General features: G+C 51.7%; 18 protein-coding genes and 3 pseudogenes. 15 read left to right on the top strand and 6 right to left on the bottom strand.

All coding sequences use genetic code 11. From position 1 onward, the window contains the following. Window position 1: 1 nt before the first annotated feature. The 6 genes and pseudogenes from GYN01_RS20045 to GYN01_RS20020 all read left to right on the top strand — a co-directional run bounded on the left by GYN01_RS20045 (window position 2) and on the right by GYN01_RS20020 (window position 3,255). The gene (locus GYN01_RS20045) at window positions 2-1,048 is read left to right on the top strand and encodes a TerC/Alx family metal homeostasis membrane protein (RefSeq protein WP_048365964.1); all 1,047 of its coding nucleotides are present in this window, start codon (window positions 2-4) and stop codon (window positions 1,046-1,048) included. A 27-nt stretch (window positions 1,049-1,075) separates the two neighbouring features. Next, window positions 1,076-1,651: a TerD family protein gene (locus GYN01_RS20040; protein ID WP_048365965.1), complete on the top strand. Its 576-nt coding sequence runs from the start codon at window positions 1,076-1,078 to the stop codon at window positions 1,649-1,651. Window positions 1,652-1,690: 39 nt separating this feature from the next. Beyond that, complete coding sequence (locus GYN01_RS20035) at window positions 1,691-2,269, top strand: TerD family protein (protein WP_048365966.1); 579 nt, start codon at window positions 1,691-1,693, stop codon at window positions 2,267-2,269. Between the two features lie 431 nt (window positions 2,270-2,700). Next, window positions 2,701-2,892: pseudogene (gene tssD / locus GYN01_RS20030) on the top strand (type VI secretion system tube protein TssD); the annotation flags it as partial. Further along, entirely contained in the window at window positions 2,855-3,088 is a 234-nt protein-coding gene (locus GYN01_RS20025) for a hypothetical protein (RefSeq protein ID WP_203307656.1), read from the top strand. The pseudogene tssD and the gene GYN01_RS20025, both read left to right, overlap by 38 nt. Further along, complete coding sequence (locus tag GYN01_RS20020) at window positions 3,088-3,255, top strand: hypothetical protein (protein ID WP_158002663.1); 168 nt, start codon at window positions 3,088-3,090, stop codon at window positions 3,253-3,255. The genes GYN01_RS20025 and GYN01_RS20020 overlap by 1 nt, the downstream gene beginning before the upstream one ends. Window positions 3,256-3,264: 9 nt before the next feature. On the opposite strand, the gene GYN01_RS20015 is transcribed toward GYN01_RS20020, so the two are convergent. Together GYN01_RS20015 and GYN01_RS20010 are read right to left on the bottom strand one after the other, a co-directional pair. After that, window positions 3,265-3,822, bottom strand: a complete 558-nt coding sequence (locus GYN01_RS20015) for a hypothetical protein (RefSeq protein ID WP_125828562.1) — start codon at window positions 3,820-3,822, stop codon at window positions 3,265-3,267. A gap of 209 nt (window positions 3,823-4,031) precedes the next feature. Continuing rightward, complete coding sequence (locus GYN01_RS20010; protein ID WP_015095835.1) at window positions 4,032-4,922, bottom strand: LysR family transcriptional regulator; 891 nt, start codon at window positions 4,920-4,922, stop codon at window positions 4,032-4,034. A gap of 166 nt (window positions 4,923-5,088) precedes the next feature. On the opposite strand from GYN01_RS20010, the gene GYN01_RS20005 reads away from it, so the two are divergent. From GYN01_RS20005 to GYN01_RS19990, 4 genes and pseudogenes are all read left to right on the top strand, one after another. Continuing rightward, window positions 5,089-6,171 (top strand): 4-oxalomesaconate tautomerase, encoded by a 1,083-nt coding sequence (locus GYN01_RS20005; RefSeq protein WP_203307655.1) that lies wholly within the window; start codon window positions 5,089-5,091, stop codon window positions 6,169-6,171. Window positions 6,172-6,215: 44 nt separating this feature from the next. Next, window positions 6,216-6,428 (top strand): annotated as a pseudogene (locus GYN01_RS20000) (cation:dicarboxylate symporter family transporter); the annotation flags it as partial. Between the two features lie 141 nt (window positions 6,429-6,569). Then, the gene (locus tag GYN01_RS19995; protein WP_203307654.1) at window positions 6,570-7,874 is read left to right on the top strand and encodes a CitMHS family transporter; all 1,305 of its coding nucleotides are present in this window, start codon (window positions 6,570-6,572) and stop codon (window positions 7,872-7,874) included. 91 nt (window positions 7,875-7,965) lie between these two features. Continuing rightward, window positions 7,966-9,219 carry an OprD family porin gene (locus tag GYN01_RS19990; RefSeq protein ID WP_203307653.1) on the top strand — a complete coding sequence of 418 codons (1,254 nt, stop codon included), beginning with the start codon at window positions 7,966-7,968 and terminating at the stop codon, window positions 9,217-9,219. Window positions 9,220-9,242: 23 nt separating this feature from the next. Here the strand turns inward: GYN01_RS19990 and GYN01_RS19985 are convergent. Continuing rightward, window positions 9,243-9,769, bottom strand: a pseudogene (locus GYN01_RS19985) (IS5/IS1182 family transposase); the annotation flags it as partial. A gap of 799 nt (window positions 9,770-10,568) precedes the next feature. Between GYN01_RS19985 and GYN01_RS19980 the strand changes: the two are divergent. The 3 genes from GYN01_RS19980 to GYN01_RS19970 all read left to right on the top strand — a co-directional run bounded on the left by GYN01_RS19980 (window position 10,569) and on the right by GYN01_RS19970 (window position 14,995). Next, the gene (locus GYN01_RS19980) at window positions 10,569-10,718 is read left to right on the top strand and encodes a hypothetical protein (protein ID WP_162207700.1); all 150 of its coding nucleotides are present in this window, start codon (window positions 10,569-10,571) and stop codon (window positions 10,716-10,718) included. Further along, the gene (locus GYN01_RS19975) at window positions 10,711-11,784 is read left to right on the top strand and encodes a DNA cytosine methyltransferase (RefSeq protein ID WP_090399824.1); all 1,074 of its coding nucleotides are present in this window, start codon (window positions 10,711-10,713) and stop codon (window positions 11,782-11,784) included. Before GYN01_RS19980 ends, GYN01_RS19975 begins: the two co-directional genes overlap by 8 nt. A gap of 94 nt (window positions 11,785-11,878) precedes the next feature. Next, the gene (locus GYN01_RS19970) at window positions 11,879-14,995 is read left to right on the top strand and encodes an N-6 DNA methylase (RefSeq protein WP_203307652.1); all 3,117 of its coding nucleotides are present in this window, start codon (window positions 11,879-11,881) and stop codon (window positions 14,993-14,995) included. A gap of 75 nt (window positions 14,996-15,070) precedes the next feature. On the opposite strand, the gene GYN01_RS19965 is transcribed toward GYN01_RS19970, so the two are convergent. Further along, complete coding sequence (locus GYN01_RS19965; protein ID WP_143513823.1) at window positions 15,071-15,739, bottom strand: hypothetical protein; 669 nt, start codon at window positions 15,737-15,739, stop codon at window positions 15,071-15,073. Window positions 15,740-15,890: 151 nt separating this feature from the next. On the opposite strand from GYN01_RS19965, the gene GYN01_RS19960 reads away from it, so the two are divergent. After that, window positions 15,891-16,136: a helix-turn-helix domain-containing protein gene (locus GYN01_RS19960; protein WP_090399705.1), complete on the top strand. Its 246-nt coding sequence runs from the start codon at window positions 15,891-15,893 to the stop codon at window positions 16,134-16,136. Window positions 16,137-16,199: 63 nt separating this feature from the next. On the opposite strand, the gene GYN01_RS19955 is transcribed toward GYN01_RS19960, so the two are convergent. Together GYN01_RS19955 and GYN01_RS22380 are read right to left on the bottom strand one after the other, a co-directional pair. Beyond that, window positions 16,200-17,168 (bottom strand): DUF932 domain-containing protein, encoded by a 969-nt coding sequence (locus tag GYN01_RS19955; RefSeq protein ID WP_203307651.1) that lies wholly within the window; start codon window positions 17,166-17,168, stop codon window positions 16,200-16,202. 49 nt (window positions 17,169-17,217) lie between these two features. Further along, entirely contained in the window at window positions 17,218-17,547 is a 330-nt protein-coding gene (locus GYN01_RS22380; RefSeq protein ID WP_090399709.1) for a hypothetical protein, read from the bottom strand. A gap of 366 nt (window positions 17,548-17,913) precedes the next feature. Here GYN01_RS22380 and GYN01_RS19950 point away from each other — a divergent pair, with 366 nt between their 5' ends. Then, the gene (locus GYN01_RS19950; protein WP_090399712.1) at window positions 17,914-18,138 is read left to right on the top strand and encodes a helix-turn-helix transcriptional regulator; all 225 of its coding nucleotides are present in this window, start codon (window positions 17,914-17,916) and stop codon (window positions 18,136-18,138) included. The last annotated feature ends 264 nt before the right edge of the window (window positions 18,139-18,402 follow it).

The following is an 18,402-nucleotide window of genomic DNA, read 5'->3' as shown; positions in this document are numbered from 1 at the left end:
CATGGAAAACACGGCAATTGGCTTTCCGCCAACTACCATCGCTGTATTTGTGGCACTGGCGGTCATTGCTCTGGCAATCGATCTGTTCACCCACAAAAGCGATAAACCGGTCTCGCTGACCAACGCTGCCGTTTGGTCAGTGTTTTGGGTGCTGATCTCCCTCGCCTTTGCGGGCTACTTGTATTACGCCCACGGCCCAAGCGTGGCCAGCCTGTTTGTGACCGGTTACGCGCTGGAAAAAGTCCTCAGCGTCGACAACCTGTTCGTGTTCATGGCGATCTTTGCCTGGTTCAAAATCCCTGACGCCTTGCGTCACCGTGTTTTGTACTGGGGCATCATCGGCGCCATCGTGTTCCGTCTGATCTTTGTAGCGATCGGTACGGGTCTGCTGGCGTTTGGCCCATGGGTCGAAGTGCTGTTCGCGGTCGTGGTTGCCTGGACGGCGATCATGATGCTGCGCAGCAAGGAAGAGGACGAAGAAGAGGACTACTCTCAGCACATTGCCTACCGTTTTGCGAAAAAGCTGTTCCCGGTATGGCCGAAGCTGCACGGGCATAATTTCTTTGTTTCGCGCACAGAGCTTGAAAAAGAGATCACGAAGCCGCAGAACAAGGGAATGACCCTGGTCGGTAAAGGCGCTCTGTTCGCGACACCGCTGTTTTTGTGTGTGGTGGTGGTTGAGGTGTCGGACATTCTGTTCGCATTCGACTCCGTCCCGGCAGTGATTGCCGTGAGCCGTGAGCCATTGATCGTGTACTCGGCGATGATGTTCGCGATTCTGGGCCTGCGTACCATGTACTTCGTGCTTGAGGCCCTGAAACGCTACCTGGTTCACTTGGAAAAATCGGTTATTGCACTGTTGTTCTTTATCGCCGGCAAGCTGGCCCTGAACGCAACCGATCACCTGTTTGGCCACGGCATCAGCATTGATCCGAACACCAGCTTGATCGTTGTGTTGGTGGTATTGGCCATAGGTATCGTGGCCAGCATCATCTTTCCCGGTAAAGATGAAGAGCAATCTGACGTCAAAAACGACACGAACGCTTGATCGCATATTTATTAAGGAGAATTACTCATGGCACTTTCCCTCTCCAAAGGCGGCAACCTGTCTTTGTCCAAAGAAGCCCCCGGGATGACCAAAGTCCTCGTGGGTCTGGGCTGGGATGCTCGCTCCACCGATGGTCAGGATTTCGACCTGGATGCGAGTGCTTTCCTGCTCAAGGCTGACGGTAAAGTTCGCGCTGACTCCGATTTCATTTTTTACAACCAGCTCAAAAGCGTTGATGGCTCGGTAGAGCACACCGGCGACAACCGTACCGGTGAAGGTGACGGCGACGACGAGGCAATCAAGGTCGACCTGTCCAAGGTCCCTGCTGATATTGATCGCATCGCGTTCACGGTCACCATTCACGAAGCTGACGCGCGTAAGCAAAACTTCGGTCAGGTGCGCAATGCGTTTATCCGCATTGTGAATCAGGACAACAACAGTGAAGTCGCCCGTTATGACTTGGCTGAAGACGCCAGCACCGAAACGGCCATGATCTTTGCCGAACTGTACCGCAACGGCGCCGAGTGGAAGTTCCGCGCGGTCGGCCAGGGCTTTGCAGGCGGTCTCAAGCCGCTGGCTGAAAGCTACGGCCTGAAATTTTAATCGTCACCCCATCAACTTTTTATATAAGGGTTCACGAACATGGCAGTAAGTCTGAGTAAAGGCGGCAACGTTTCCCTGACCAAAGAAGCGCCGGGCCTGACCGACGTAGTTGTAGGTCTGGGTTGGGATCCACGCGTGACCGATGGCCAGGAATTCGACCTGGACGCCTCGGTGTTCATCGTGGGCGAGAACGGCAAAGTGCTGAACGACGGCAGCTTTGTGTTCTACAACAACAAAACTTCGCCAGACGGCAACGTGGTGCACCAGGGCGACAACCGCTCCGGCGCAGGCGAAGGCGATGATGAGCAGGTCAACGTCAACCTGGCGGGCTTTGCTCCAGAAACCAAGAAACTGGTTTTTGCAGTGACCATTCACGACGCTGATGCACGCAAGCAGAGCTTTGGCCAGGTTTCCAATGCCTTCATTCGTGTTCTGAACAAAGCGGATGGCAAGGAAATCGCGCGCTACGACCTGAGCGAAGATGCCTCGACTGAAACCGCGATGATTTTTGGTGAGCTGTACAACCACAATGGCGAGTGGAAGTTCAAGGCTATCGGTTCGGGTTTTGCGGGTGGCCTGGCGCCATTGGCTGCGAGCTACGGCGTTAATCTGGGCTAATCCCCAGCGTTAATCAAAAGGCCCGCTGCGTAACCGCAGCGGGCCTTTTTTTGAGCTACAGGTCAACACGCATTGCTGGCGTATCCCGTCTAGAACGCTTTAAAAATACTCATGTCCGCAGCGGACATGTTGATGTGAGCGATTGCGCAACTTTTACACAGTGGAAAATGTAATGTGCTCGGTTTTAAACTCGCCATTCCTTTAAAACAAAGGCCTGTGGTTCATTGCGCAATTATTGGCAGCGCGTTGCGCAACAAGTTGCTCACTCTCAGCTGGAGATCAGGATTTTTAGTGTTTGTTTATATTGTCGCTTTCGCCAAGGCCTCGGTTTAAACGCGTCGGCTCATTGTTGGCACAACGCTTGGTTATATAACGGGGGATGCAAGTACATTTGTCTTGCGGGTTAGTCATAGAGTTTCAAGGAAAGTGTTATGGCTACGCCAGCGTATATGTCCGTCACCGGCGAGAAACAAGGATTGATCACAGCGGGTGCATTTACAGCAGACTCAGTGGGAAATACGTATCAGGAAGGGCATGAAGATCAAATTATGGTTCAGGGGGGCAGCCATCAAGTGATCATTGCGCGTGATCCGCAGTCCGGCCAGCCAACCGGGCAGCGCATCCCGTGGCTTTAACCGTGAACTCGACATCATCCGCTACGCCAATATCCACGGCTATTTGGGCGAAGAGGCCCTTCAGATCCACCTCGACCTTGAACGGATCTTAAGCACTGCCTCCCCCCAAACGCTTTCGCAGAGGGTGGAAAAAGCCGCCCATATCGCCCGATGCCGCGCCTTGAGTCTGCGGGAGCCTGAGTAATGCCAAACGCTTTCTTTCCAGAAAACCCGAACCACGTCAACAAAAGCCGGGATGACGCCCGAAGCAGCTTGGGCGCCTGCCCACGTCTGTCGATTACCGATGTATTTGCACAGGTTTATGCCCGTGAAAAGACTGAAGCGGGCAAGCGTAAAACCTTTAAAAAATAGGCGCCATTATCAGAGCTGCCAACGGGTTCCTGGCAATGCCCAAGCTAATGCTGGCTGCTCACGCAGTAAGGTCCATTGACCGTTGTGCAATTGATGCATCGACATCTGGTGAAAGGTTCTTTTTGTAATGCCGGTGTATTCAATCAGCGACACCAACAAAGGTACTTGTGCATTCCAGTTTTTGGCAATGAACTCATGTGCGCATTCAATACTGCCTTGCAGTACATAGCTAAACAGAAAGCAGAACTGCGGGTTGTGCAACAACGCGGCATCCGACAACTTTTCAGGTTCGCCGATCTCCTGCCGTGACGGATCAATCCATTCCCACTCGGCAAACAAAATAGGCGACCGCTGTGCGTCGCGTACCACAGCGTCAGTGCGATTGGACGATTCGAAGTGAGTGAAAAATCCGAGCAGATCCCCAACACGACGCACCGTGATGCCGGTATGGATATTCCAGTCCGACAACGAGCCCATGTCCCGGTTGTAGCCATCCATGGGGAAATCTCGATACCAGTTGTAGGCGAAGAGCGTGGCAAAGTCGTTTAGCAAGTCAGTGCGTAGCATGTCTGTTGTACTCAGGGATTATGTGGCCGAGCGTACGCGTTAAGGTCGTGCGCCTTGGCAGTTTGAAAAACGGCTGTATTCAGATGCTAGCATTAAGCCACTTTTCTGGGTGGGCGGTGCACTGCGCCTCTCATCGCGCATGAGCTCATGGGCATGCGTGACGACACTGAAACAGCGCTGGCCAGGGTGATCGCGGTGTTTGGTGCGGGTCATTTCTCCCACTGTTCCAGCAGTATTGAGACGAATTTTTCCGCTGCCGGAGACAGCGAGGCACCTCTTCGGTAAACCAGTCCCAACGATCGGTTCACAATAGGCTCTATCAAAGGGACGCTTACCAATGTTGGATGATCCACAGCAGGCATTGCGAGGCTCGGCATTGCCGAGACACCTAATCCCGCTTCTACCAGACCCAGCGATGTAGACAGGTGTTGAACCTCATAGAACCACTGTGGACGCCAGCTCAAGCCTGACAAAGCGTGGTCAAGCAGCATGCGGTTGCCGCTTAGGCGACCGACCCCGATAAGGCGGTAATTGCTGAGTTCAGACCAGGTTACCGAGCTACGCTCGGCCAGCTCATGATCGCGTCGACAAGCTAAAACAAAAGGCTCGTTGACCAACGGCACGAACTCTATGTCTGGGTGCTGTCCGCTCATCATGTTGATGCCAAAGTCGGCTTCGCCACGCAGAACAGCCTCCAATCCTTCGTTCGCACTAAGATCAAGCAAGCGAATGCGGATTTGTGGATAGCGCTCGTTGTAGAGGCGGATTACCGAAGGGAGAAAGTAGAAGGCTGCGGTGGGGATACAGGCGAGGGTTACACGGCCGCTCTGTCGCTCCGCCAACTCTCGGATGTTAAGTATCGAGTCGTCGAAGTCATCCAATAAGCGTCGCGCCTTGGGCAGGAAGTCTCGCCCAACGCTGGTGAGGCTTACCCTTCTTGTCGTGCGATCCAGAAGCGCTGTTCCCAATCCCTCCTCAAGCTTTTTCATTCTGCGACTCAACGCGGGTTGAGAGAGATGCAATGCATCGGCAGCTTCGTGGAAGCTTCCAAGTTCTGCGATCTTCACGAAAGATCGGATGTCATTGAGCTCATAATTCACTTTTTTGTCTCACTAGCCAAGAGTTGTTAAGCCCAGTATGCCTAGAGCTATCATTCGCAAAACGCAATAATCAGGCTGATATTTGCATTGGAAACAACTTCACCAGCCTGCGACTCTTGCTCACAAGACATCAATTACCCCGATTGATCAACAAGAGTCAGTATTCATGCAACGAATTCCCTGTGTGCTAATGCGCGGTGGTACTTCCAAGGGCCCAGTGTTCCTCGCCCGGGATCTACCTGTTGCGATCGAAGACCGTGATGAACTTCTGCTCAACGTGATGGGCTCTGGTCATGAGCTGGAAATTGATGGCATCGGTGGCGGTAGCCCACAAACCAGCAAGGTGGCGATCGTTAGCCCGTCGCTGCATCCGGAGGCGGATGTCGACTATCTGTTCGTCCAAGTAATGGTTTCCCAGCGTCGAGTCGACACCGCGCCTAATTGCGGCAACATGCTTTGCGCCGTTGGCCCGTTCGCCATCGAGCAGGGGCTGGTAAAAGCCTCTAAAGACTTGACCCGTGTGCGTATTCGCAACCTCAACACGGGGACTTTTGTGAACTGCGAGGTACAGACGCCCGCAGGGAAGGTCAGCTATGAAGGTGACACCGCCATCGATGGTGTGCCGGGTACCGCCGCTCCTGTGCAACTGACCTTCCTGAATGCTGCGGGCAGCAAGACCGGCAAACTTTTCCCGACGGGGCAAACGCAAGATTTGATCGACGGTATTCCAGTCACCTGCATCGACATGGCGATGCCGATGTTGATTGTCGAAGCCGGCCAACTGGGTAAGCGCGGCGATGAAAGTCCTGCTGAACTGGATGCCGACAAAGAGTTCATGCGCCGCCTGGAGTCCTTGCGACTCCAAGTTGGCCTGGCAATGGGACTGGGTGACGTCAGCAACAAAGTGATTCCCAAGCCAGTATTGGTGTCACCGGCCAAGACTGGCGGCACAATCCAGGTGCGCTACTTCATGCCACACAACTGCCATCGAGCCTTGGCGATCACCGGCTCCATCGGCCTTGCCACCGCTTGTGTCACTGAGGGCAGTGTGGTCGCGCAATTGCTCGGCGAGGTTAGCGAGCCGCGCTTGAAGCAAGTACGCATTGAACATCCTAGTGGCGGGATAGATGTCGCATTGTCCTACACCGGAGATCAGGGGGCGACAATTCGTGCCTCTGTGGTGCGTACATCGCGCAGGCTGTTCTCCGGTTTTGTCTACGCCACGGTTTCCCAACGACTTGCCGGATAATTTCCCTTGGTCCTGGCGGTTCTTGCATCAGCACAATTCTAAAAATGGGTGATGCCATGAAACTTGTAAAATCGCTCTACTTCCAGATTCTCCTCGCCGTGCTGTTGGGTGCGCTGGTCGGGCATGTTGGGTCGCAACAGGCCATTGCCTTGAAGCCGCTTGACGACGCCTTCATCAAGATGATGATCGCTCCGGTGGTGTTCTGCACCATCGTCACCGGTATCGCCGGCATGAGCGATAAACGCTCCCTCGGGCGCGGCACACGTCTGACCGGACACGGCTGACCCCCCCAACAAACATTTCATTCAACTCCCCGCCAGGCACCGTTGATCGTGCGGGTTCGAGGTCGTGCGCCTGCGCATCGCCCACGCTAATGATAAGAACAAGAGAATTGACCTATGCTCGCATTTCTTGGTTTGACCATGGTGGTGGTTTTCACCTACCTGATAATGTCGAAACGCTTATCGCCGATTGTCGCCCTGACGGTGGTGCCGATTGTGTTTGCGGTGATTGGCGGTTTTGCTGACAGTACGGGCAAGATGATGCTAGACGGCCTGAAGATGGTTGCGCCTTCGGCTGCGCTTCTGCTGTTTGCCATCCTGTTCTTCGGCCTGATGATTGATGCCGGGTTGTTCGACCCGTTGATTCGCAAAATCCTCAAGCGTGTAAACGGCGATCCGATGAAAATCGCTATCGGCACTGCGCTGCTGTCACTGGTGGTCGCCCTCGACGGCGACGGCACAACCACCTACATGATCACCTGCGCGGCAATGCTGCCGTTGTACAGGCGTATCGGCATGAACCCGATGATTCTGGCGACCATTGCCATGTTGTCCTTGAGCATCATGAGCGGCATGACCCCATGGGGTGGGCCCGCTACAAGGGCGATCGCGGCACTAGGCCTGGATGCCGGCGAGTACTTTGTGCCCTTGCTGCCGACCATGATCGGCGGCGCGATGTGGGTAGTGTTCACCGCTTTCCTCCTGGGCCGGGCCGAGCGTAGGCGCATCGGTAATGTGCAGCTACAGAGCGGTGGCGGTAATTGCTACATCGACGCGATCTTGGGCGATACCCCGCACAAGCGGCCTAAACTTGCATACGTGAACCTGTTGCTGGTGACCGCGGTCATGGTCGCGCTGGTAATGGGGATCATGCACTCTGCGATCCTGTTCCTGATCGGCTTTGTCCTGGCACTGATGATCAACTACCCGCAACTGGATATTCAGAAAGAGCGCATTCTCGCCCATTCCGGCAATGCGATGACGGTGGTGCTGCTGGTGTTTGCCGCCGGTATCTTTGCCGGGATCTTCTCGGGCACCAAGATGGTCGACTCTCTGGCGCAAACGCTAGTGGACTGGATTCCGCCATCGTGGGGTCATCTGTTCCCACTGGTAGTGGCGATCACCAGCATGCCGCTGACCTTTGTTCTGTCCAACGATGCTTACTACTTTGGTGTGGTCCCCATCCTGGCGAATGCCGCTGCTGCCTATGGCATTGACCCCGTGGAAATCGCCCGCGCGTCGATTCTTGGTCAGCCAGTACACCTGATGAGTCCGTTGGTAGCCTCAACTCTGTTGCTGGTGGGTATGGTCGATCGTGATATCGGCGATTTCCAGAAAGCCACTGTCAAATGGGCGGTACTCACTTCATTAGTCGTCACCGCGCTAGCCCTGCTGACCGGGGCGATCAGTATCTTCTCCTGATTTATCCCAAGCATCTGTTTCTCCTGACGCGCTTCGCTTGCGAGGCGTGCGCTGTTCTGCACTCCAAATAACAACAATGAGTAGTTTGCCAATGACCACTTTGCATATCCAACGGGCGCTGTTTTCACTTCTTGGTTTTTTGCCACTGGCCCATGCCAGTGCAGAAGGATTTATCGACGACAGCAAGCTCAAGCTGCAATTGCGCAACGTCTATTTCAATGAGAATTTCCGCGACGAGCATGGCATGAGTGCCAAATCCGCAAGGACGGCGAAGAGCGAACGAACCGAGTGGGCCCAGGGGGTTCTGCTGGATTACCAGTCGGGATTTACGCCTGGCACTATCGGGTTTGGTGTTGATGCTCTCGGCCTGTTCGGGGTCAAGCTCGACTCCGGCCGGGGCCGCAGCGGCACTGGCTTGTTGCCCGTGCATAATGACGGTCGTGCGGCTGACGAATTCGCAAGTCTGGGTATGACTGCCAAAGCCCAAATGGCCAAGACTACGGTCAAATACGGCACCTTGTTCCCCAAGACACCGGTGCTGATCTACAACGATGCGCGTCTGTTGCCGCAAACGTACCAAGGCACTCAGATCAGTAGCGTCGACATCGAGAACCTCACCCTCACTGGGGGCTACCTGGATCGATTCAAACTTCGTGATTCTACCGGCAGCATGCCTATTGTGCCCGACGGTTATGGCGGAGATAAATCAGGGGGCTTCGGCTATGCAGGGGCCGAATACAAACTGGGGAAAAACATCCGTTTGAGTTATTTCTACGGTGAACTGGAAAACTTTTACCGTCAGAATTTTGCAGGTATCCAGCACGACCTACCCATGGGCGGCGGCGTGCTCACCAGTGACTTGCGCTACTTCAACAGTGTCGATACCGGTACTGCCTCCGGCGGCAAGATCGACAACAACATGTTGAGCGGGCAACTGTCCTACGCAATCTCGGGCCATACCTTTGGTGGTGGATACCAGACTCTGAGTGGTGATGCCGGGTTGCCCTATATCAGTGGTGCAACGGTCTACTCGTTCAGTAACGCCGGCATAGGCAAGTTCATCGAGGAGGATGAAAAAACGTGGATGCTTAATTACGGCTATAACTTTGCTGCTGTCGGCGTGCCAGGCCTGACGTTCTCCACCCGTTATCTAAGCGGCAACGACGGTAAGTCCAGTACCACGGTAAAAGAGTGTGAGCGTGACGCTGAACTCGCTTACGTAGTGCAACAAGGCATCTTCAAAGGTCTGGGTGTGCGGTTGCGTAACTATGTTTATCGCTCTGATTATTCCCGTGGCCGAGATAGCAACCGGATTTACTTTACCTACGACATCGCTCTATGGTGACCCCTGGCCGTCGACAACCTGTTGTTTGCCGCTTCGTGCGCAACGATCAAATGGTGCTGGGTATCGACCGCAGTCTGCCGTTGTAACCAACAATTCCCGTGCCGCGCGTCATCATGGATCGGCTGTCTGGATCGGTCAGTGAGACCTGTTTATCCGGTGATCCATTGAGCTGAATTTCGATCGCCTGAAGCTCTTTCATTTGAGTTTTAAGCTTGGCGATTGTCTCTTCCAGCCGCACGGCGCTGGGCTCGGAAGTTGTTGGTTCTTGCCGATCAGCAGCATCGAGTGCAGTCAGGTAACGGTTGATACTCGATTCAATTTTTTCCATTCGCCGCTTCAGATTGGCGCTGGTGAAATTGCGGTCGCAGTTGTTGACTGATTTGAATGTGCTGCCATCGATGGCGACCAGATGTTCTCCGAACAGTCCCAACTGCTGACGCAGCACAACGAACTGGCGGCAGACACCTCTGTTGTCTTTTCGGAAGTTGGCGATGGTCTTGAAATCGGGCATTAAACGCCCTGTCAACCACATCAGTTCGACGTTGCGTTGTCCAAACGTCGGCTTTACCGCTTTGAGCTGGCGATCAGAGAGGCAAGTGGCTTGGGCGCACATTAGGTGTTCCAACAATTACTACTGAAGGGCTTGGAATACTCGATGTCGTAGATCGTGCGGGACGTCTAAGGATGCCAGTAGACCCTAAAGCCTTGATTTTGCTCGATTTCAGGCACAAAAAAAGACGCCCGTGGACGTCTTTAGATGTAAAAGTGGTGGGCCGGGGTAATCTGAACTGGATTCATAACTTATTGGTTTTTATAGGTTTGTACGTATTTTGTTTTTTCTTGGAATACTCTTTGGAATACCAAGTCCATTTGAAATGCTTTGAGGCGTGATCGGCCAGGTCGATGATGTTCCACCTGACCGTGGGAGCCGAGCAAAGCAGATGCCCCTTTGTAACGTCAGTATCGCGTCTAAATCCATCATGTTCTTGCCATTTAGATTTTAGGTTAGCCCGGCTTGTGGGCGGCGTTGTTATTGAGTTTTGACCTTGTTTTGCTGGGGATTATGGTTGTTGATGTTTTTGTCCCCCATTTTGTGATGTCGTGAGGCAATGCCGGGTACAGCGATGGATAGGTCGACGGATCGTCCTTACGAATGTCCCATAGGTCGTCAAGAATCGTCACGGTTTTTTAGACTGCTGGATGTATCCACAGTTCACCACTTTGGTGTAAGGTGGTGAGAGAATTTTGCGAGTATGCATGTTATGTCGATACAGCGAAGACGGCAGGACGCAGGCGCTCATGAGCGTAGCGTTCGTGCATCCATAAGCTTTCCTGAAGAGCAGTACTCCGTGCTGGAAAAGATCGCGGCAGAACACCGGGTCTCGCTTGCATGGGTGGTACGGGATGCGGTCGATGGGTACTTGAAAGCGCGCTGGCCGCTTTTGGCGCAGGGCGAGAGCTCGGAAGAAAAGAAATCTGATGCGGGTCAACGTGAATAATATTTTTGAGAAAGATGGGGAAGAAATCCGGGTCCTGTCTTTATTTTCCGGATGCGGCGGAATGGACTTCGGTATCGAGGCCGCCGGAGGCCACATCGTTTTTGCAAACGACATCCTTAAGGATGCGTGTAAAACGCTGGAAAAGTATTTTCCTGATACTGATGTGAGGAATGGCGATATATCGCAGATCCTCGCATTTCCGAGTGCCGATGTCGTCGTCGGCGGATATCCATGCCAGTCTTTTTCTATGGCTGGCAACAGGGACCCCAAGAGAGACGAGCGCACGAACCTCTATAAGCAGTTTTTGCGAGTAATCAGCCTCGTCCGTCCTAAATATTTCGTGGCGGAGAATGTTTCTGGATTGAAGCAATTGGGGGCGGGTAGCTTTCTGGAGGAACAGGAGACGGCCTACAGGCAGGAGGGCTATGTTGTGAGTCATCACCTCATAAACGCCAAGGCATATGGCGTTCCTCAATCTCGCAAGCGTCTAATTATTGTCGGAGTAAGGAAGGACCTAAACCAAGTTTTTGAATTTCCGCCTGAAACACACGGGAAGGCAACAAAGAAAAACCCTGATCTGAAGCCTTATACTTCTCATGGCGATGCAATTTTGGATTTGCCTCTATGGCCTGAGGGAGAGTTTTATGAGCGTCCGCATGATCCTGAAGGCCATTTTTCTTGGTACTTTATGTCCCGGAACCGTAAAGCTAAGTGGAGTGAACCAGCGTATACAGTGGTTGCTAATTCGCGGCATATAACGCTGCATCCAGCAAGTCCAGTAATGAAACTGACATGGTCGAATTTGGCTGATGGGTGGAAGCAAAGGTGGGACTTTTCGGACGAGTATGAACACCTATCCGCAGACCCTACTCGACCTATCCTTGAACTACCGAGACGACTCTCCTGGAGAGAGTGCTCCCGCATTCAAACATTTGGGCGTGATTTCGAGCCGGTAGGCGATACCGACTCGAAGTTTACTCAGATTGGTAATGCCGTACCGCCAATGCTTGCTGAGGCAATTTTCAAACATCTCTTTACCGGAGCTGGATTGAAGAGCACGGCGTAGAAAAATCTGAACAAGGTAGAGGCGCTGACGGCGTTTGGATTCTCTAGTCTTCTGCGACGATAAAAATTACGTCAATTCTAATAGGGTTATGGCAGTGCCAAAAATTGCATCACAGCTCGTCAGTAAAGTTGCGTCTGCTTCTGAGGCCGCAAGGAACGAGGCGCAGTTGCGACATGAGCTGGAAGGTGCTCTTAAGGTAGCTTGCGAAGCACGAAATATTCCATGGACGCCATTCCAGCTGGAAAGAGCGCTTAAAGAAGCCGGTAAACCCACTAAGTTTGCTGATGTAGCACATGGAGCAGTGGTAATCGAGTATGAGCCTCCGAGATCGTTCACTGGACGTCTCAATAGCAAGGCTAAGCATGCTCGTGATCAAGCTGAAGAATACGCTGTCCTTATCTCGGCCGAAGAAGGCCGTCTTTTAGAAGACTATGTATTAGTTATATGGGATGGATCCCATATCAGCTTTGGCAGTTTTGAAGATGCATGCCCGCAATGGGATGGTGTCATTCCTTTTGACATCAGCGCCGCAAATCGATTATTGGCTTTACTTGAGCAGGATGGCCGTCCGCTTGTTCACCCTCAGCTATTACAGGCGCTGGTTGGGCCAGATTCCGATCATGGGATTGCTCTAATTCCTGCTCTTTACGACAGTATATGTCGAGCGGAGTCGACCTCTCGTACTTCCAAAACGAAGATGCTTTTTACAGAGTGGCGCAGGCTTTTTAGTCAAGTTGTCGGTTTTCAGCCTGCTAATATGAAGACGCTGCTTGCTCGGCAAGAAATATCCCATGATCAACCCTATGATGAAAATCCTGCTGCTTATCTTTTTGCTCTGAATACTTATATTGCGATAATCGCCAAAATTGTCACTGCATGCGCTCTTCCTCGGCCGAGCCAAAATCTTCTGGATTCGACTGTGCCAGTGGTTGATCGTTTGCGTGCAGTTGAAACGGGCGAGCTTTTTGAGCACTCAGGTATTCTAAATATGCTCAGCGGCGATTTTTTTGCTTGGTATTTAGATGATAGTGGCTGGGAGGATTACAGTCCTCATTTAGACGCATTGTTTGGGAAGCTCTCCGGAGTCGACTTCACAATCGCAAAAAAACATCCGAATACTACGCGAGATTTATTTAAGGGAATATACGAGCGCTTTATTCCTCGCGAAGTCCGGCACGCTCTTGGGGAGTTCTATACACCTGACTGGCTTGCCGAGCATGGGATGGATCTCATTGAGTGGGGGGCGGAAGACTCGCTTACTGATCCGACATGCGGCTCAGGCACGTTCCTGTTGGAGGCGCTGCGTCGGCGTCGATTACAGCAAGGCGATAGCGCCACTGCAAAGTCTCTGCTTTTGGGGCTGCATGGAATCGATTTGAATCCGTTAGCAGTACTTGCCGCCAAGGGATCCCTGGCTGTATTTCTTTCCCCATTTTTGGATCCTGCTGATCCTATACGCTTGCCGGTCTACTTGGCTGACGCCATAAACCCTGCTCGCGTAAGCAGCGGTCTTTTCCCAAGCTACAGCTATGTCATGCAGACCGAGGTCGGCCCTAGAGAGTTTTCAGTGCCGGAGGCGATGATTAGCCATGCGGAATTCTTCAAGGTATTTACAAGAATCCGGGGGTTAATCGATGCAGATGTTATTGCCGCTAAAATAAACAGTGCGATTCGACCTGATCTTAAGGGAATGCAGTTGGATGATTACGATATTCAAACTGTCGAGACGACTGTCGGAAACCTAGTGTCGCTCCATGAGCAAGGATGGAATGGGATTTGGTGCGCCATTCTTGCTGATCGTTTTGCGGCGGGTGCCATCCCACCATCGAGTCATGTTTGCGGTAATCCTCCCTGGGTGAAATGGAGCAATCTTCCGGAGGAATACACCAAGACGATTCAGGCGCAATGCAAGCAGCTTGGTGTTTTCAGTAACGATAAATGGGTCGGTGGAATCGAGGCAGATATTTCCACAGTTGTGACTTACCAAGCGATCTATCATTACCTGGCCCCCTCGGGGCGGCTTGGCTTTTTCCTGCCCGGCTCGGTCTTTACTACTCCCTCAAGCGCTGGCTTCCGCAGATTCTCTGTCGGTCCCAATAACGTGAACTGTAAAGTGTTATTGGTTGAGGATTTTGATGCAATCAGTCCATTCGACGGTGTGACCAACATGCCTCGTTTCCTGGCTCTAGAACGAGATGCTTCGACTGTTTTTCCTGTACCGTACCGTGTCTGGACTACGGGTGATGTGCCGGCCTCAACTTTACGGAGGTCAAGGAGTGCTGAGGAGTTTCGTCGAGCTGCAACTCAGATCGAATATACGGCTGTTCCTGTGCCGGGTGGGGAGGGAGGCCGACCTTGGCTTACCGGCCCGCATGAAGAGCAGGTGGTGTTCGCTAAAGTTTTTGCTGGTGCAGAGCGAGTGTACCAAGCTCGCAAAGGCGTTACGGCAGACCGTAACGGAGTGTTTTGGGTCTATGAGGCGGAGGAGGGCGATGAAAATACAGTTACAGTACGAAATGCCGCCTCCATCGGTAAAACGAAAGGTATTCCGGAGATAACCGCTCGAATTGAGTCCGAACACCTTTTTCCGCTACTCAGAGGTCAGGGAGTCAGACCGTTTTGTGCTGTTCCGGACGAGCATCTACGTATCATAGTTCCTCAGCGTGGGATGCATGGAGATACTGAACTCGCGGTTCATTCTCCGTTGGTGTTCAAATTTTTGAATCGTTTTAAATCCCATCTTGAAGGTCGCTCTAGCCTCAAGAGGTTCCAAAAGGGGCAGGCGTTTTATTCACTATGGAGCACTGGTGCATATACGTTTTCGCCTTACAAGGTATTGTGGCGTGAGATCGGAAAAGTTTTTGCCGCAGCCTATGTAGGAAGTGCGGTTACTAGCTTTTCTGGTGAAAAAATAGTGATCCCGGATCACAAACTTTACTTTATTCCCGCTGAAACCGAGGGAGAGGCTGCATATCTAACCGGCTTTCTAAATGCTCCTGTGATTTCCAGCACAGTATCGGCCTATGCTTCTCGGTTAAGTTTAGGGGTGAGCGTGGCGGAATACTTGAATATCCCACGCTACGATGAAAGTAATGCGCAAATTAGGGCGATCCGAGATTTATCACTTGAGATCACCGCTAGGCTTAATGGTGCGGCCGAAAGTGAGCTTTTAGCTCTTGATATGCATGTCAAAAAATTATTGAATTTTTAATGGCTTTGACGGGGGCGTGACTTCTACTGATAGAAAATCACGCCTCAGCTATAAACATTAGAGTAGGCCCAGGAGCTATTTTTTCCAGAGATGGTAGTCAGGGTTGAGGCCAATTACGTCTTGCTTGGAGTTATAACAGAACTCCATAGTGCAATTGCTTGTGTCGGAAGCCACCGGGACATACACAGGCAACCTGGCGCGACTGACTTGATCACTCCCTCCGTCAATGGTCAGGTCGCAGCTATCGCCTTGTGGGTCGCACCAGATGTCGTAAGTACCGTTAGCTGTTGGCGTTGCTTTCACAGAGGAGGTCATAGGTGTTGCTACGTTGTTGCCTGCTGGAGCTCCTCCGAATAAAGGCCCTGTACCATTTTTATATGCCCAGTCAGTTCCGTCGGTTCCTGGATGGACATAAAAATCTAAGTACACAACGTACTTCATGTCTTTTTCAGTATTGCTTTTGCCACGATAGTTACGACTGTTGTCTATGCATTTATCTAGCTGTGGAATGCATGTGACGACCTCAATAGTAGACTCTTCTCGCATTGTGGATTGACCACTTTGGTCTTGGTACTGTACTACATGTTTTTCTGGTCTAGTTGAATCGGTACAGTGCTTAATGTTGCTTCTTAAAACTTCACATTTTATAGCGTTCGGGGTTTGATATTGGCTCCAAAGATCTGCTTTAGATTGCGTCGATAAAATTATGAGTGCTGTTGCGAAAAGTACATTAGAAATTTTCATAGCTTCTGTTGCTTTCCTTACCTTAGTTTTGAAGACTTGGCGTTGATGCCGTGAGGGGCTCGGTTGGGGTCTCGCACGCTACGTCAACGAATCCAAAAAAGGGTCGTAAATACCGTGGTCGTTTAGGCATCATAGCGCAACGATTCTCGGCATGGAAAGAATCTCCGCAAGCCTTGATAAAGACCGTGACCTTGTACGTTTGGGGGCTGCTGTGCGTGCTCGTCGACTTGAGCTTGGGCTTTCCCAGGAAGCATTAGCCGACTTCGCGCAGATCGATCGGTCCCATATGGGAAAAATCGAGCGTGGAGAACGAAATGTTACGTTCTTGAATATCTTGCGCATTGCCAAAGCGATCCAACGCAAGCCATCTGAGCTGCTGGGTGACGCCGGGCTTTGAAAATCACTGTCTTCCCAACGACGACCTCCCAGCCTGTTTGATTCGGGCTAAGAGGCCGTTGCTTTATGCCGCAAGCTTTAGGGCCGCATTTAGTGCTCGTTGCTTGAGAATTGCCCCCTGGCCGAACCATGCGGAATCCATGCGGTACTCACTACTTCGAGCTCGACGCTCGTGGTCCACATACTCCGTTACAGCGTTGAGTAACCCCCAGGCAGTACCCTGAGCCGACTCCAATGTCGATCCGCGTCCCTGTCCTTCGTATAGACTTTGCACCTTCCGCAATGCCCGCTCATTAGGCAGGACTGTCGGTAGCGGACTATCAGGGCTGGTGTCACACAGTACGTTCATGAAGAAACTCATCGCCTCGGGCCACTGAACCTTTCGCTCAGACAGATTTTTCATTCGGTAAATGAACTCGTCCCATTGAGAGACGGCGATACCGAGCTGCTTTTTCACCGCTTGTGAATCGAAACGCGTGCTGTGCGGCACTTTGATAGCGTTGGCTACGCCGTCCAGTGCTATGGTCAACGTGTTGTTGCATACCACCCGCACCGTGGTCGGTGTTGCCGTCGTGGCCAGCGTACCGTCACAGGAGGTGGCAAGCAGCAGGTAGCCATTTACCTGGTCGTTACCACGGAGCGTCGTGCCTTGCCCTGTTCGGGCCAGCGCCCAGAACTTACGACCACCTTTCAGTACCCCGGCCGTTTCTAGCTCGTAGCCTGAAACCTCGGTGAGGTCTCTGTAGAACTCTAATACCTCACGGGGCTGCACCACTTGGTAGCGTTGAGATACGACCGAGAGAGCGGCTTTCGTATCGGAGCGGTACAGTACTTTCTGTTCAGGAAAGGTGTGAATGCTTCCCAGGTGGCCGACAGACCCAGCTTTGTAGTGGACCGGGCTTTCCTGTATCAGCCAGTTCATGCCCGCTTCCTGTTGCCAGACTTCCAGAGGTTGCTTTTTCGTTAGTTGGTTGCCAAGTCCATGCCAAGGAGTAGCACCGACATAAGCCATTTGATCGATAAGATGAGCCATTATTTAACTCGCTAACAAAGATTTATGAAGTTCAAAGCCTTTTGAGTTATTAGCTTCTGGGCGTAAAAGAATGGCCACAACTTAAACACTGCAAGTTGTTAAGTATTCTCGTGTCGACCTGTTCCCCAACAGTCGCGCCAGCGATGCCACCAGCTACTCCACCGAATATCCCACCGATAAGAGCGCCAGCGATACCCCCTATCGCAATGCCTATAGGGCCACCAGTTACACCTAGAGTTGCGCCTAGCTCTGCACCTGATAACGCTCCCGTGGCACCACTTGTGGCACCTCCTATAGATCCAATGAAACCGCCAGTCTTTCGTCCGATATTTCTAGTGGTTATGCGAGAAGAGTTGCAGTTCGGGCAAGAGTTGTTCATTTGAGTTTCCGTAATGGCGTTATTGTCGTAGATGGGGTTTCGCTTTGAATAATCTATATATTCAATTAAGTAATATGTATTTCAAATAAGTTTGAATGGGGTATTGATATTTCGCTTTAATCAGTTCTGCTTATATTTGCATATAAGGTAATTTTAATATTCTATTTGGTTATAAGTGTCGTGTTCCAGTTAGGTCTACAACCGCTGTGCGTGTTGGTTCTTCAGGAAAGCTTGGGTTAGTTCTTCAGGTCGTCATTCTTAGGGCGTAAGCGTGGTGTATTTTTTTACGTAAGCACAATTTCGCACGCGATCCGCATGAATATTTAAAGTCGATCCATAGCCAATTTGACTCACGAGAGGTTGACGATGGAAGCGCAGGCGCAACGGCAAATAAGGGTTCTCCGGTTGAGGCAGGTCCAAGACCGTATCGGTTTATCGCGGTCCACAATTTATGATCGGATGAACGTCAATTCGCCCAGGTACGATAAAACCTTCCCCAAGCCGATAAAGCTTGGCTGCTCAGCTGTTGGATGGCTGGAAGCGAATATCAACGACTGGATTCAGTCTAGGGCAACCGACTCTGAGCTCTGAGTCGCCGTTGGTCGTATCTGGCGTAGCACTAACTCGATGGTTGTGGTTCTGCAACTATGCCTTTTTGCTCCGGACCAACGCTTTGCAGATTTCTTCCTGTGCCTAGACTCCCTTATGAATCTCCTATAGAGGAATTCTGGATTCTTTGTTATTGGTGTTAATTAGTATTAGCTCTAAGCATTTGTGAGCATATATACCTATTGATAGCTCTGACTTTTGTCAGTGAGCTATCAATGGTGAATAGGTTTGTCGAATAATGAAAGT

It is taken from the genome of Pseudomonas weihenstephanensis, from assembly GCF_016812185.1.
Classification (GTDB): Bacteria; Pseudomonadota; Gammaproteobacteria; order Pseudomonadales; family Pseudomonadaceae; genus Aquipseudomonas; species Aquipseudomonas weihenstephanensis.
Note: the sequence above shows the minus strand (reverse complement) of the source record. Positions and strands in the feature narration are given on the sequence as shown.